This is a genomic window from Streptomyces tailanensis (assembly GCF_008386495.1).
GTDB classification, from domain to species: Bacteria; Actinomycetota; Actinomycetes; order Streptomycetales; family Streptomycetaceae; genus Streptomyces; species Streptomyces tailanensis.
In genome coordinates, this window is sequence record NZ_VTHJ01000008.1 from 23,868 (window position 1) to 38,479 (window position 14,612).

At 67.7% G+C, this 14,612-nt stretch carries 9 protein-coding genes and 1 pseudogene; 5 read left to right on the top strand and 5 right to left on the bottom strand.

Annotated features, from left to right (window positions below):
* Positions 1-29 precede the first annotated feature (29 nt).
* A complete protein-coding gene (locus F3T56_RS08730; protein ID WP_149824134.1) occupies positions 30-1,142 on the top strand; it encodes a right-handed parallel beta-helix repeat-containing protein in 1,113 nt (370 codons plus the stop codon).
* A gap of 5 nt (positions 1,143-1,147) precedes the next feature.
* Here the strand turns inward: F3T56_RS08730 and F3T56_RS08735 are convergent, their stop codons facing one another.
* Positions 1,148-3,364 carry a glycoside hydrolase family 43 protein gene (locus tag F3T56_RS08735; RefSeq protein WP_149824135.1) on the bottom strand — a complete coding sequence of 739 codons (2,217 nt, stop codon included), beginning with the start codon at positions 3,362-3,364 and terminating at the stop codon, positions 1,148-1,150.
* A 235-nt stretch (positions 3,365-3,599) separates the two neighbouring features.
* On the opposite strand from F3T56_RS08735, the gene F3T56_RS08740 reads away from it, so the two are divergent.
* The 3 genes and pseudogenes from F3T56_RS08740 (at position 3,600) to F3T56_RS08750 (ending at position 8,640) form a co-directional block, all read left to right on the top strand.
* Positions 3,600-4,754 (top strand): right-handed parallel beta-helix repeat-containing protein, encoded by a 1,155-nt coding sequence (locus tag F3T56_RS08740; RefSeq protein ID WP_149824136.1) that lies wholly within the window; start codon positions 3,600-3,602, stop codon positions 4,752-4,754.
* Positions 4,755-5,354: 600 nt separating this feature from the next.
* Complete coding sequence (locus F3T56_RS08745) at positions 5,355-6,824, top strand: carboxylesterase/lipase family protein (RefSeq protein ID WP_172638860.1); 1,470 nt, start codon at positions 5,355-5,357, stop codon at positions 6,822-6,824.
* A 161-nt stretch (positions 6,825-6,985) separates the two neighbouring features.
* Positions 6,986-8,640, top strand: a pseudogene (locus F3T56_RS08750) (IS1182 family transposase).
* Positions 8,641-8,750: 110 nt separating this feature from the next.
* Here the strand turns inward: F3T56_RS08750 and F3T56_RS08755 are convergent.
* The 4 genes from F3T56_RS08755 to F3T56_RS08770 all read right to left on the bottom strand — a co-directional run bounded on the left by F3T56_RS08755 (position 8,751) and on the right by F3T56_RS08770 (position 12,885).
* Positions 8,751-10,433, bottom strand: a complete 1,683-nt coding sequence (locus F3T56_RS08755; protein WP_149824138.1) for a rhamnogalacturonan lyase B N-terminal domain-containing protein — start codon at positions 10,431-10,433, stop codon at positions 8,751-8,753.
* Between the two features lie 30 nt (positions 10,434-10,463).
* Positions 10,464-11,294, bottom strand: coding sequence for a pectate lyase (locus tag F3T56_RS08760; protein ID WP_149824139.1), 831 nt, complete (start codon positions 11,292-11,294; stop codon positions 10,464-10,466).
* An 83-nt stretch (positions 11,295-11,377) separates the two neighbouring features.
* Positions 11,378-12,256 carry a hypothetical protein gene (locus F3T56_RS08765; RefSeq protein ID WP_149824140.1) on the bottom strand — a complete coding sequence of 293 codons (879 nt, stop codon included), beginning with the start codon at positions 12,254-12,256 and terminating at the stop codon, positions 11,378-11,380.
* Positions 12,253-12,885, bottom strand: a complete 633-nt coding sequence (locus F3T56_RS08770; protein ID WP_149824141.1) for a SigE family RNA polymerase sigma factor — start codon at positions 12,883-12,885, stop codon at positions 12,253-12,255. The genes F3T56_RS08765 and F3T56_RS08770 overlap by 4 nt, the downstream gene beginning before the upstream one ends.
* A gap of 269 nt (positions 12,886-13,154) precedes the next feature.
* On the opposite strand from F3T56_RS08770, the gene F3T56_RS08775 reads away from it, so the two are divergent.
* Entirely contained in the window at positions 13,155-14,606 is a 1,452-nt protein-coding gene (locus F3T56_RS08775; protein WP_149824142.1) for an NCS2 family permease, read from the top strand.
* Positions 14,607-14,612 lie beyond the last annotated feature (6 nt).

Below are 14,612 nucleotides of genomic sequence, written 5' to 3' on the forward strand. Positions count from 1 at the left end.
ACCCCTGAACGACGAAAGGACCCGCACTCATGTCCCGTCGTACCGCTCTCTCGGCCCTCGCGGCCCTGACCCTCGGTGCCGGCCTCGCCGTCCTCCCCACCCAGGCGCAGGCTGCCACCGTGGTCGTCAGCAACTCCACCGACCTGTCCAACGCCATCAAGAACGCCACCGCCGGTACCACCATCCAGGTGCGCGGCGGCACGTACTACCCGACGGCGACCCTCCAGTCCACGGCCAATGGCACCTCGTCCAGCCGCATCTACCTCCAGCCGTACGGCTCCGAGACCGTGAAGATCGACGGCTCGAACCTCCCCGACGGCGACTGGATCTTCAAGCTGACCGCCGACTACTGGACCGTCTCCGGGATCACCTTCCAGAACTCCCCGGACAGCGCGGTCGTCTGCCAGTCGTGCGCCTCCACGGTCTGGGACAACATCAAGACCGTCAACGGCGGCGACTCCGGTTTCACCCTCACCGGCGACAGCACGACCAACAACCTGGTCCGCAACATCGACTCGTACGGCCACTACGACGCGGCCAACCACGGGGAGAACGCCGACGGCATCGCCGTGAAGTACGGCTCCGGATCCGGCAACCTCATCACCGGCGCCCGCCTCTACAACAACTCGGACGACGGCCTGGACTTCTGGTCCTTCTCGTCCCCCGTCACCGTCGAGCACACCTGGGCGATGGGCAACGGCAAGAACCGCTGGTCGGACTCGGCCTTCGCGGGCGACGGCAACGGCTACAAGCTGGGCGGCGACGGCGAGACCGTGGCCCACGTCGTCAACAACTCCGCCGCCTGGGACAACGCGGGCAACGGCTTCACCGAGAACAGCAACAAGGGCGCCATCGTCATCAACCGCACCACCGCCTACGCCAACGCCAAGTGGGGCTACTACTTCGCCACGGGCGCGGCCCGCCTCGGCAAGAACCTGGCCGTCTCCAACGGCAGCGGCTCGGTGAACAAGGGCTCGTCGGTCGTCTCGTCCGGCAACAACTGGGACTCGGGCATCTCGACGCCCGCGTTCCGCTCGACCGACGCCTCGTCGACGTACAACGCCCGCTCATCGAGCGGCACGCTGCCCGCGACCACCTTCCTGACCACGGGCAGCACGACAATTGGGGCAACGATGGACTGAGCCGGTTACTTCCTGACCGGTTTGATCGATTCCAGGGTCGGTACCACCGGCTTGATCGTCCCGTCCGCCGCGAACTCCATGCGGTCGATGGTGGTTTCCCGATGCATGCCGTCCCCACCGGACTTGCCGGGCCCGTTCAGGGCGAACCGGTGATAGACCATGTACCAGTCGTCGGTACCCGGCGCGTTCACCACCGAGTGGTGGCCCGTGGCGAGGATGCCGTACTCGGGCCGCTTCGACAGGATCGTCCCCCGCTTGGTCCACGGGCCGAGCGGGGTCGGTCCGGTCGCGTACGCCACGTGGTAGTTCTCGCTGCGCGTGTCGTCCTCGGACCACATGAAGTAGTACGTGCCGTTGCGCTTGATGACGAAGGAGCCCTCCCGGAAGTTGTCCGGGGTGATGTCCTTCACCTTGGCCGAGTCGAACGACACCATGTCGTCGTTCAGTGGCACGACGTACCCGTGCCCGTTGCCCCAGTAGAGATAGGCCTGTCCATCGTCGACGAAGACCGACGGGTCGATGGCCTGACCGCTGTACTGGCCCTTGGCGACGAGGGGTTTGCCGAGGGCGTCCTTGAACGGGCCGGCGGGGGAGTCGGCGACCGCGACGCCGATGTTCCCCTCGGCGCAGAAGTAGAAGTAGTACTTGCCGTCACGTTCGGCGATCGCCGGGGCCCAGGCGTTCTTGTCGGCCCAGGTCACATCGGGGCCGAGATCGAGGATCAGGCCGTGGTCCGTCCAGTGGACCAGGTCCTTCGACGAGAACGCCTTGAACTGGGTGCCGCTCCAGCCGGGGAAGCCGTCCGTCGTCGGGTAGATCCAGTAGCGGCCGTTCATGTACTTGACGTCGGGATCGGCGTAGAGACCGGGGAGGACCGGGCTGCGGGTCGGCACCGCCTCGACCGTCCAGACGCGTTTCGTGCCGTCCGCCGCCGTGACCGTGTACTTCTGCGGCTTACGGAAGTCGCGAGGCGTGCCCGACCTCGGGCTGATCGTCGCGCCCTCACCCAGCCACAGCTTCGGCGCCAGCCGCCGGAGGTTCGCGTCGGGCTCCATCGGCAGGACGACCTTCGAGGAAGCCTCCGTGACGATCGCGTACCCCTCCTGGTCCTTCGCGGTCGCGTCCACGACCGAGGTGGGGCTCACCGGATACGCGGCCAGCAGTCGGTCGTACTCCTCCTGCGTGACCGGGATGACCGTGCCGTGCCGGGGGCTGGCGGGGAGCTGGTAGTTCGTCGACGGGGTCCACTTGCCGGAGTCGAGGTCGGTCGTCTCGAAGGGCAGGTAGCCGCGGCCGCCGTACTCGTCGATGAACAGGTACCACTTCTCCTCGGTGTTCGACTTGAACACCGTCGGTCCCTCGCCGCGGTCCATGGCGCCGTTGCCGATGCAGTCGGCCACGAAGTCGTACTTCGTCGAGGTCAGCGACGTCGACTTCTCCCCGGTGATGAACTTCGCGCAGGGGCTGGAGGAGTTGGGGTCGCGCTCGTCCTTGGTGTAGCGGTAGTAGGTGCCGTCGTGCTTGACGACCGTGGAGTCGATGACCGAGTAGCCCGGGTCGTTCCAGACCTTCGGCTCGCTGAAGGTGCGGAAGTCCTTCGTCGTCGCGTACAGCATCTTGTTGTACGTCGAGCCGGTGTGGTCCGGGTCGTCCTCGGCGTACAGCTTCGACGCCCAGAAGACGACGTACGCGTCGAGGCTGTCGTCCCAGTACGCCTCCGGGGCCCAGGTGTTGCCCGCGGTGTCGGGGGAGACCTTGACGAGGCGCTGGTCGGTCCAGTTCACCAGGTCCGTGGACTCCCAGACCATGATGGACTTGCTGCCGTGGCGCTGGACCTGGTCCCAACTGCCGCTGCTGTTCTTGTACATGCGCAGATCGGTCGCGATCATGTAGAACTTGTCGCCCTCGGGGGAGCGGATCACGAACGGGTCGCGCAGGCCCTTCTCACCGATGGTGGACGAGAGGACGGGCTTGCCGGCGTTCAGCTCCCGCCAGTGCAACGCGTCGTTGCCACGGCTGAGGGCGTAGCGGATCTGCTCGCCGTCGGCGGTGCCCTCACCTGTGAAGTAGGCGAAGAGATAGCCGGCGTACCCCGTTCTCTGTATGGACTTCCCTGAGCTCTGTGGTTGTCGTTCGGGTTGTGCTGCTCCTGGCGGAGCCGCCAGTAGGCCGAGGAAGAGGGCCAGGAGGGGGAGCAGGAGCGTACGGGCGGTGGGGCGCATGACACATCCTGTGTGAGTCTGGTGGATTCTGTTGGCCGAGCTGTCCTCGGAGTCTGATCAGTGGGGTTCAGCGCGTCAATCGGTGTGCGTGTGAAGACTGGGAGCGAAACTTTCGAACGATTTCGCATGGACGCGGCAACCCTTTCCGGCCGGGCGGCGACCAGTGATCAGAAGCGGGCCGGGGCGGCCCCTCCGGCCCGCTTCGCTCTCTCCGTCCCCTCAGAAAGGAACGCCCGTGCGTCAGAGCATCGGACGCCATCGCAGAACCCGCACCCTGTCGATCGCCGCCGCCGTGGCCGTCGCCGCGGGGGCGGGCGGCGTCTACGCCGGCCTCTTGAACGATGGTGCCGAGGCCGCCGCCACCACGGTCACCGTCTCCAGCACCGCCGAGCTGGAGTCGGCCGTCGCGAAGGCGGTCGCCGGTACGACCATCCAGGTGCGCGGCGGCACGTACCAGCCGGCGAAGTCCCTGAAGTCCACGGCGAACGGCACCGCCTCGGCCCGGATCACCCTCACCGCGTACGGCAGTGAGAAGGTCAAGATCGACGGGTCCAAGCTCGCCGCCGGTTCCTGGCTCGCCGGGATCTACGGCGACTACTGGACCGTCCAGAACCTCACCTTCCAGAACTCCCCGGCCCAGGGCTTCGTCGTCACGTCTTCGGTCGGCGGCGTCTTCAAGAACCTCGTCACCGCGAACAACGGCGACTCGGGCTTCACCCTGCGCGGCGACGGCACGACGAACAACCTCGTGCAGAACCTGGACAGTTACGGCAACTACGACGCCGCGAACCACGGTCAGAACGCCGACGGGATCGCCGTGAAGTTCGGCTCCGGCACGGGCAACAAGATCACCGGCGCGCGCCTCTACAACAACGCGGATGACGGCCTCGACCTCTGGCAGTTCTCCTCGCCCGTCACCATCGAGCACAGCTGGGCCTTCGGCAACGGCAAGAACCGCTGGAACGACTCCGCGTTCGAGGGCAACGGCAACGGCTTCAAGCTGGGCGGCGGCGGCGCGTCGGTCGCGCACTCGGTCAACAACAACGCCGCCTGGGACAACACCCTGCACGGCTTCACCGAGAACTCCAACACCGGCGCCATGCTGCTGAACCGGAACACCGCGTACGCCAACAAGTCGAACGGCTTCTACTTCGCCACGGGGAAGGCCCGGCTGGCCAGAAATTTGGCGGTGAGCAACGGGGCCGGGAAGGCGAAGCTGGGCGGCTCCACTGTATCGGCCGCCAACAACTGGGACAGCGGGGTGGCCACACCGTCGTTCAAGTCGACGGACGCGGCGAGTGCGTATGGGGCGCGGAAGCCGGATGGCTCGCTGCCGACTACCACGTTTTTGACCACGGGCTCCACGGCTATCGGTTCGCAGATGAACTGAGCTGCCGCGCAAGGTGTGTGAGGGACTGCGGGCCGTCTGTGGCTGGTCGCGCAGTTCCCCGCGCCCCTGAAGGGGCGCTGCACTCACCGGCAGCATGAAGGAACGCCCCCCGCCAGTCGTCACGACACTGTTGGCGAATCCGACCCGTTGAGGGTCTACTCGGTGCGAGGGCAACGGCAACGGCTTCACCGAGAAAGCCAACACCGGCGCCCTCCACCGTAATACCGCTTACGTCGGCACTGGCTTCTTCTTCGCCACGGGCAAGGCGCGGCTGAGAGGGGGAGCCGCGCCGTGGGCAACAAGGGGGGGCCGGGTCGAGCTGGTGCCATCGACGGTGTCCGTCGGCAACACCTGGGACCAGCCGCTCTCCCGGCGAGTGGGCAGTTCCGCTTTTTCGACCACAAGACCTTGAGTCTTCAATATCCTTCCAGTGCTGCCTACTGCACAACTGCAGTACGTCAAGCAGTGGAAGGACAATCCCCCATGTTCCGAGCCCGTCGCACAGCTGCCGTAGCGTGTCTCGCGACCCTGCTGGCTGTGCTCACCCCTGCCTCTGCCTCTGGCGCTGATCCCGCGCGGACCGCGTTAGGCAAGTCCCCGGTGATACAGACCACCGCCGGCCCGCTCCGGGGCCAGGCGACCGTCGAGGGGCGGCAGTTCCTCGGCGTTCCGTACGCCGCCGATCCGGTCGGCGCGCTGCGCTGGCGTCCGCCACAGCCCCACCCGGCATGGAAGGGCATACGCGACGCCACGGCGTTCGGCCCTCGCTGTCTGCAGGGCACGAACCCCCAACAGGGCACCTACACTGAGAACTGCCTGAACCTGAACGTCTACACTCCGGCGAGCCCGCGGCGGCTGCCCGTGATGGTGTGGATCCATGGCGGCGGCATGATCCAGGGCGGCGGCAAAGACTACGTCGCCGACCGTTTCGCCGCGGACGGCAACGTGATCGTGGTGACCATCAACTACCGTCTCGGCGCCTCCGGCTTCCTCACCCTGCCCGGTGTGCAGGGCAATTACGGCCTGCTCGACCAGCAGGCGGCTCTGCGCTGGGTACGCGCCAACATCGCTCGCTTCGGCGGCGACCCGCACGCGGTCACCATCGCCGGTGAGTCCTCGGGCGGCCGTGCCGTGTGCACCCAGCTGGCCTCGCCCACCGCACGCGGGCTGTTCCGGGCCGCGATCAGCCAGTCCGCCTCCTACCGCGACTGCGCCGCGATCCCCGTCAAGAGTGCCGAGACCACCGGTCGCGCCTACGCCGACGCTCTGGGCTGCACGGACACCGACTCGGACGCCGTGCTGGACTGCCTGCGCACCAAGACCCCGCAGGAACTTCTCGCCGCACAGTCCGGTCGCGGCTGGGGACCCGTCGTCGGCGACCGCGTGCTGCCGCGCCAGCCTGCCGAGACCTTCGCGGCCGGTCAGCAGGCCAAGGTGCCGGTCCTCTTCGGCACCACCCGCACCGAGGGACGGTACTTCGACTACTTCGACTTCGACGGCAGGGGACAGCCGCTGACGGCGGAGCAGTATCCCCGGACCATGCGCGACTGGTTCGGTGAGGACATAGCCGACGAGGTGCTGGCGCGCTATCCGCTGACGGGGCACCCGACCCCGACGCTGGCGCACGCCGCCGCCCGCGGCGACCGGGACTACTCCTGCCCGACCGCCCGCGTCAGCCGGCAACTCGCTCAGGAGGCCCCGGTGTATCAGTACGAGTTCGCGGACGTGACCGGTCCGCCCGCCGAGAACCTCCGCAACCAGAACACCGACTACGACTTCGGAGCCACGCACACCAACGACCTCCAGTACCTCTTCCGGCACAACGGACGCGAGGCGCCGTTCAACGCCGAGGAGTGGCAGCTGTCCCGGCAGATGATCCAGTACTGGTCGTCGTTCGTCGCACACGGAGTCCCCCGTGCCCCCGGCCTCCCCGACATGGCCGACCAGCGCCTCCGTCCGGGCGAGGTGATGGTCCTGCAGACCGCGTCGGCCGGCGGCCCGCGCCCGGCCGGTGACTTCACCGCCGCCCACCACTGCGCGCTGTGGGACAAGGTCGCGGCCACCGGCTGAACTGGCGGCCACCGCCCCGGCTGCGCCGCGCCCGTCCGTAGCCTCGGCAAGCAGGGACACCCCGCCGGGTAACCGTTGGCGACTCCTGGGGACGAACGTGACGTCGGCGTTCATGACCCGTTGTGGTCGTGAAGGCCGACGTTGCGTTTGGGGAGGTGTCGGTGTCGTTGCACGCCAGGAGGATCGACGGGGTTCCCAAGGAGACGTCCCGGGTGGCGCGGGCTGCGTTTCCGAAGGGCAGCCTGGCCATGCGGATCCGTGACGAGTTGGGCGAGCTGTTCTCGGACGCGGACTTCGCCGAGTTGTACCCGAACAGAGGGAAGCCCGCGTGGTCGCCGGGCAGGCTGGCGCTCGTCTCAGTCATGCAGTTCGCCGAGAGCCTGTCGGACCGGCAGGCCGCGGACGCGGTGCGCGGACGGCTGGACTGGAAGTACCTGCTGGGGCTGGAGCTGGCCGATCCGGGCTTCGACCACTCGGTGCTCACCGAGTTCAGGGACCGGCTGATCGCGGGAGACGCCGGGGTTGAGCTCTTGGACCGCGTCCTTGAGGCCGCTGCGGAGCACGGCTTACTCAAGGCCGGCGGCCGTGCGCGCACGGACTCCACGATCGTGCTGTCCGCCGCGCGGCAGATCAACGGGCTGGTGCGGCTCGGTGAAACCCTGCGGGCTGCCTTGAACAGTGTGGCGGCCCACGAGCCAGAGTGGCTGACTGGGTGGCTTCCGCCTGAATGGTTCGACCGGTACGCGATCCGGTTTGAGGACACCCGGCTGCCCAAGGGGAAGGCCAAGCAGACCGAGCTGATCGAGCAGATCGGCGCCGACGGGTTGAGATTGCTTTCTGCCCTGCATGCGCCCGATGCCCCAGCGTCCCTGCGGCTGCTCGACCGGGTCCAGACCCTTCAGCAGATGTGGATCCAGCAGTACTTCGTCGACAACGGACATGTCCGTCGCCGGGACCTCAAAGACCGCCCGCCGGGCGCGGAGCGGCTGGTCACGCCCTACGACACTGACGCGCGGGGCAGCGTGAAGCGCGGCGTCTTCTGGGACGGCTACAAGGTTCACCTCACCGAGACCTGCGAGCCGGACAGCCCGAACCTGATCACTCACGTCGCCACGACCGACTCCACGGTCCAGGACGTGCGGCTGGTCGCCCCGATCCACGCCCACCTCGCCGAGCGCGACCTCCTACCTGATCGACACCTGGTCGACGCGGGCTATGCCACAGCCCGAGAAGTGGTCGCCGCCCGGCGCGATCACAAAGTCAACCTGGTGGGTCCAATCCTCGCTTCCACCAGCTGGCAGACCAAGGACGGCGGCTTCTCCCAGGCAGACTTCGCCATCGACTGGGAGAACCGGCAGGTGACCTGTCCCAACGGCGCGACCAGCAGCCGTTGGGCCGAAGACCGCTCCCAGGAGGGGACGGCCGTGGTCCGAGCACGCTTCCCGACGGCGGCCTGCCGTCCCTGCGAGACCCGAGAGCAGTGCACCCGCTCCAACAGCAAATGGGACATGGGCCGTCGGATCACCCTCCGCCCGCAAGCGGAGTATGAGGTGATCCAGCAGGCACGGGCCCAGGAAGACACCCAGGAGTGGAAAGCGCAGTACGCACACCGGGCCGGTGTCGAAGGCACCATCTCCCAGGGAGTCCGGGCCTTCGGCCTGCGGCGATGCCGGTTCAAGGCCTGGCTAAGGCACGGCTGCAGCACCAGCTCACCGCCACCGCTATGAACTTCCACCGCCTCAACGCCTGGTGGACCGAGACCCCACGAGCCCGCACTCGCACGTCCCATCTGGCAGCCCTCCGGCCCGACGAGTAGAACTCGGCGACCCGGATTCGCCAACAGTGTCGTCGTCACTGGCGGGGGGCGTTCTCTGTCGTGCCGACCGAGGGGGGCTCAAGTCGGCACTGCTGCCGGCCGAGGGGGGCTCAAGCCAGCAGGTCTATGCAGTCGAACGAGGTGCCGGGGCTCAGGAAGGTCGTGCCGCTCGATCCACTGACGATGTTGAGCTTCAGGACGTTGTACTCACTGGTGTTCGATTTCCACGCACTCGCCGGGACGTTGTACGTGAACGTGTGGTTGTTCCCCCGGTAGGAACCGGTCGTCAGGGAACGGGTCGAGGGCTGCTTCGGGACCGTCGGGATCGGTGAGACCCAGTCATTGACGGATACCCGCGGGCGGCCGTTGGAGAACGCGTCCGTCACGCCGATGCGCAGGGTGTGCGCGGCGGCGGCCTGGGCGGCGGTGAGCTTGAAGTAGAGGAGGATGCCGTCGTTGACGGCCTTCCACATGTAAGCCGGGAAGGACGCGGCCGCGTCGCCGCCGCCGATCGTGACGTTGCCCGTCCACTTCGCCGCGCGGGCGTCGGAGGGGTGGGCGTACGTCATCAACTTGGCGTTCTTGAACTCGCCGGGCGTGCCGTCCCAGTCGCCGAGCCGCCACACCGTCTTCGCGGCGGACGGGTCACCCGTGATGGTGATGCTGTGCAGCGCGGTCGAACCGCCGGCAGTCACCTTCACCTCCTGGGTGTGCACGGCGAGCTCGCCCTTGTAGACGGTCAGCGTGTACGTGCCCGGCAGCATCCCCTTGCATGAGAAGGCACCGGTGCCCGAGGCGGCCTTCGCCCAGTACTGGGCGGTGGAGTTGGCGAAGCCGACCGTGTAGGCGTACTTGGCGTCCATGCCCTTCAGACCCACCCCGGCGACCTTGCCGCGGCCCGCCCTGCCGACCCAGCCGGTGATGCCGAGGCCGCCCACCCAGGAGGTGTCCAGCTTGCTGTGCGACAAGGAAGAAGAGGGCGCCCCGCCGTCGGTGAAGGCGAGGACGTACGGGCCCTGGAGGCCGAAACGTGCCGGCTCGGTCTGGGCCTGGTTGTAGTGCAGGATCTCGTAGAGCCCGGCGCCCAGGTCGTTGGAGTGGCGCAGCAGCGAGCGGTAGAAGGGGCCGCCGGAGGCCTTCTCGTGGTTGGAGCGGACGATCCACAGGCCGACCGAACCGGTGGTGAAACCGATGTGGTCGTAGTCGATGACCCGCTTGCCCGAGTAGTGCTTGGAGTGGGTGGTGCCGTCCGCGCGCTTCCAGACGTCACCGGCCTCGATGACCTTGTCGGAGGCCTCGATCCAGGAGTCCGGGCCCTCGTTGGGGAACATCCCGGGCTTGAGCCGGACGAGGAACCGGGTCGCCGTGAAGGAGGCGTCCGCCTTGTTCGTCCACAGGTAGACGTTGTTCTGGCCGCTGCGGGCCGCGTACCACTGGGTGATCGCGCCGTGCACGACCTTGATCAGGATCGTCGACCCCGACTGCTTGATCGTGACGGTGGACGCCCCCAGCCCGGACTCGACGTGTGAGTGCTTGCCGCCGTAGCCCTCGTACTCCTTGCCCTTGTAGACCAGGGACGTGAGGTCACCGGTGGTCTTGGAGACCTTGAAGACGAGGGAGGCACCGGTGTCCACGACGTAGTTCTTGCCGTCGTCGGAGTAGCCGAAGCCGGCGGCGGACGCCGACGACAGGAGGCCGGCGCCGCCCGCGACGGCGGCGCCGGTGGCGGCGACGCCGATCGCGGTGGCCCCGAGTACACGTCGGCGTGTGAGGCGTCTCTTGTGCGTGCTCAAGGGAGATCTCCGGGATTCGTGGATCTTGTCTTACTTGTACGTGATGTCAGAGGACTTGTACTTGCAGGTGGTTCCATAGGGGCCGCTACCGAGCGTCTTCGGTTCCTTGCCGGAGTTGTTGCCCTGGAACCGGGTGCACACCTTGAGCTTCTTGCCGGTGTCCCCGTGGATGCGGATCTTGGAGAGCGTGGCGGTGTCGCCGTAGTTCTGGTTGACGCCGACCAGCGACTTCCCGGGCGCGGTCGCGTCGATGTCGCTCAGCACGATCGTGCGCTTGTACTGCTTGCTGCAATTGCCGCAAGAGCGCACCAGCTTGCCGAAGTTGCTCACCTTGAAGCCGGTGATGCTGAGCTTCCCCGCGCCGTTGAACTGGAAGACCTTGTCCGAGGCCTTCCTCGCACCGCCCCCGACGACCTTGTACACGGCCTTCGACGACTTGCTCTTGAAGCTCGCGGCGTCCTCGCCGACGTCCAGCCACCACACGTTCTTCAGCGTGCAACTGCCCTTGCAGTGCACCCCGTCCGCGCCCGGGACGCCGATGATCACGTTCTTCAGCACGGCACCGTCGGCCAGCTCGAAGATCGGGTCCTGGCCCTCGTCCTGGCTGCCGTCGCCGAGCGCGCCCTTGCCGAAGAACTTCTTCAGCTTGCCGTCGTACGTACCCGAGACCTTGATCGTCGAGGAGACGGCCTTGCTGCCCTTGGCCGTGGGCCAGCTGGTGGCGGCGCCGGCGGTGGACAGCAGCGACGTCGTGGCGAACGCGGCGCCGGTGAGGCCGAGGGCGGCCACCGACGCGATCACGGCCCGCCGCTTGGTGACCCGGCGGCGGTGCCGAACGCGCTGCTCTGCAGGTGCGGTCATGTACCCGATCCTTGGTGGTGGTGACTCTTGCGACTCCTGGTCGCCACCGGTGCAGAAAGGGTTGCCGCGGCTACAGAACTTTTTTACGAATCGCCTGCGTCCGTCGAGTCGTTGTCGTCCTGGCCCTCGAAGTCGCCCGCCACCGCGAGGTCTTCGCCAGCAGCGTTCTCGGCCGTTGCTGCCATCGCGTAGCTGTCGTCGCCCGCGTCGCGGCCGCCGCGCTCGTGGTTGTACTGCCCGGCGAACACGAACTCGCCCTCCGGGACCGTACGGCCGTCCTTGAGCACCCAGGTGTAGACCAGGAAGCCGTCGTCCTCCGCGACCGTGAGGTCGAAGTCCTGCTCCGGCAGCGAGCGCCAGGCGCCGGCCGAGGTGACCCCGCCGGTCTGGGCGATCCGCAGCTGGACGGTGAGTGCGGTGAGCTCTTCGCTCGTCTTCAGGGTCAGGTTGCTCTGCGCCCAGAAGTCGTTGCTGTGCGGGTCGACCGAGCCGTCCGACCAGAGCGGGCCGTCCTCCTCGCCCGCCGAGGTGGACAGCTCCGGTGCCGGGGCCTTGGCGGTGGCCGACGGGGGGCTCGACGGCGTCGAGCGGGGCTCCTCCTTCGAGCCGCCACGGGTCGGGCTCGGGTCCGGGTCCGGCTGGACCGGCGCCCGGCTGGTCGCGGCGGGGGACTCGACCGGCGTCGGCGACACCGCGACGGTCTGGTCCGCCGGTTTCTCCTCGCCCTTCACCGCCGAGGCGACCGCGTAACCGCCGACCGCGAGCACGCCCGCGACCCCGGCGGTGGCGCTGACCACCCGCACCCAGGCCCACAGCGGTGGACGCGTCGCCTTCCGGCTGCGACGCTCCTCGGGGGCGGCCATACCGCGCTCGATGCGGGCCAGGATGCGGGCGCGATCGGGCTCGTGCGCCCCGGCCGACTCACGCAGCCGGGCACGCAGCTCCTCGTGCACGTCCCTCATCGGTCCCTTCCTCCGCTGCCCGGCACACCGGCGCCGGCCCTCCTCGCGCCCGGCACACCCGTACCGGCCACGCCCCCGCCCGTCACGCCCGCGCCCGTCATGCCGGCAGGCATACGGCGCGGCCCGTCCCCGGTGCCGAGGAGCTTCTGCAACTCGGCCATCCCCTTGGACGTCTGGCTCTTCACCGTACCGACAGAGACCCCGAGGGCGAGCGCCGTGTCCTTCTCCGAGAGATCGAAAGCATGCCGCAGCACCACACACGCCCGCTTGCGGAACGGCAGTCTGCGCAGCGCCGACTGGACGTCGACCACGCCGGCCACATCGGGATTCTCGGTCTTCTCCTCGCGCTGCGACCAGAACAGGGTGATCCTACGGCGCTCGCGGACCGCGCTGCGGATCCGGGTGCGCGCCAGATTGGCGACCACGCCACGGGCGTACGCCACCGGGTGGTCCGCCGAGCGGACCCGGTCCCAGCGGTGCCACATCGCGAGCAGCGCGTCCGCGGCCAGATCGTCGGCGGCGTCGGCCTCACCGGTCAACAGGTGTGCCAGACGGGACAGTTCGGCATAGTGCCGTTCGAAGAAGGCGTGAAACTCCACGGAGGCTGCGTCGTCGACGACAGTGCCCACGGACGACCTCTCTCCTCGCTGCTCGTAGACACCCCGGGCGGAATGCCTGTGTATGTCATGTGAATGACATGTGGGTGTCCGGGGGCGACCCGGACGAGATCCGGAAGAGTAGCAGTGATCGTGAAGGGCGTTCGTACGGGACTTCGAACGCCGTCTTACAGGGCGAACTCCGATTCCGTAACACGGGGAAAACCTGAATAGGGTTCAACGGGGGAACAATTCAGCCAGCATCTGCGCGTAGAACGACACACGTCCCTAGGAGTACCGCCATGTCCGACGCACAGAAGGTGGCCGACCGGCAGAGCGCCGAGCCACCCGGGGCGAACAGCGTCGATCGCTTCTTCAGGATCACCGCCCGCGGGTCCACCTTCGCCCGGGAGATACGCGGCGGCTTCGCCACCTTCTTCACGATGGCGTACATCCTTGTCCTGAATCCCATCATCCTCGGCAGCGCCAAGGACAAGTACGGGCACACCCTCGACGGGGCCGAACTCGTCACCGCCACCGCCCTCGTGGCCGCCGTGATGACGGTCATCATGGGCGTCGGTGGCAACCTGCCGCTCGCCCTCGCCGCGGGCCTCGGACTCAACGCGGTCGTCGCCTTCCAGATAGCCCCGCTGATGAGCTGGGCGGACGCGATGGGTCTGGTCGTCCTCGAAGGCCTGCTGATATGCGTACTGGTGGTAACCGGCCTGCGCGAGGCCGTCATGCACGCCATCCCGCAGCCGCTCAAGCAGGCGATCAGCGTCGGCATCGGCCTGTTCATCGCCTTCATCGGCTTCGTCGACGCCGGGTTCGTCAGCCGTATCCCGGACATCGCGAACACCACCGTCCCGGTCCAACTCGGCGCCACCGGCTCGCTGTCCGGCTGGCCCGTCCTGGTCTTCTGCCTCGGCGTGCTGCTGACCATCGCCCTGCTGGCCCGCAAGGTCAAGGGCGCGATCCTCATCAGCATCCTGACCATGACGGTCGTTGCGATCGTGATCAACTCGGCGGCCGACATCAAGAGCTGGGGCCTGACCACCCCGAAGGTCCCCGAAGACATCGTCGCCGCCCCCGAGTTCGGGCTGATCGGCGACTTCAGCCTCTTCGGTGCGTTCGGCGAGACCACCGTCATCACGGTCGTCCTGCTGATCTTCACCCTGCTGCTGTCCGACTTCTTCGACACCATGGGCACGGTCGTCGGCATCACCGCCGAAGCCGGTCTGCTCGACGAGCAGGGCAAGGTCCCGAACCTCGGCCGCGTCCTCCTCATCGACGGCACCGCGGCCGTCGCGGGCGGTGCCGCCTCCTCGTCCTCGGCGACCTCCTACATCGAGTCCGCCGCCGGTGTCGGTGAGGGCGCGCGCACCGGCTTCTCGAATCTGATCACCGGCGGCCTCTTCGCGGTCGCCCTCTTCCTGACCCCGCTGCTGACCATCGTCCCGATGCAGGCCGCCGCCCCCGCGCTCGTCGCCGTCGGCTTCCTGATGATGACCCAGGTCAAGCACATCGACTGGGACAAGTACGAGATCGCCATCCCCGCGTTCCTGACCATCGCCGTGATGCCGTTCACCTACTCCATCACCAACGGCATCGGCGCCGGCTTCCTCGCGTTTGTCCTGATCAAGACGGTCCTCGGCAAGGCGAAGGAGGTCCACTGGCTGCTGTGGGGCACCTCGGCGCTGTTCCTGGTGTACTTCGCGATCAACCCGATCCAGCAGCTGTTCGGGGTCAAGTAGGCGAAA

Excerpts from the sequence above, each read along its gene's own strand:
- F3T56_RS08775 (WP_149824142.1), top strand. The coding sequence starts at position 13,155 with ATGTCCGACGCACAGAAGGTGGCCGACCGGCAGAGCGCCGAGCCACCC.
- F3T56_RS08765 (WP_149824140.1), bottom strand. The coding sequence starts at position 12,256 with ATGAGGGACGTGCACGAGGAGCTGCGTGCCCGGCTGCGTGAGTCGGCC.
- F3T56_RS08760 (WP_149824139.1), bottom strand. The coding sequence starts at position 11,294 with ATGACCGCACCTGCAGAGCAGCGCGTTCGGCACCGCCGCCGGGTCACC.
- F3T56_RS08735 (WP_149824135.1), bottom strand. The coding sequence starts at position 3,364 with ATGCGCCCCACCGCCCGTACGCTCCTGCTCCCCCTCCTGGCCCTCTTC.
- F3T56_RS08730 (WP_149824134.1), top strand. The coding sequence starts at position 30 with ATGTCCCGTCGTACCGCTCTCTCGGCCCTCGCGGCCCTGACCCTCGGT.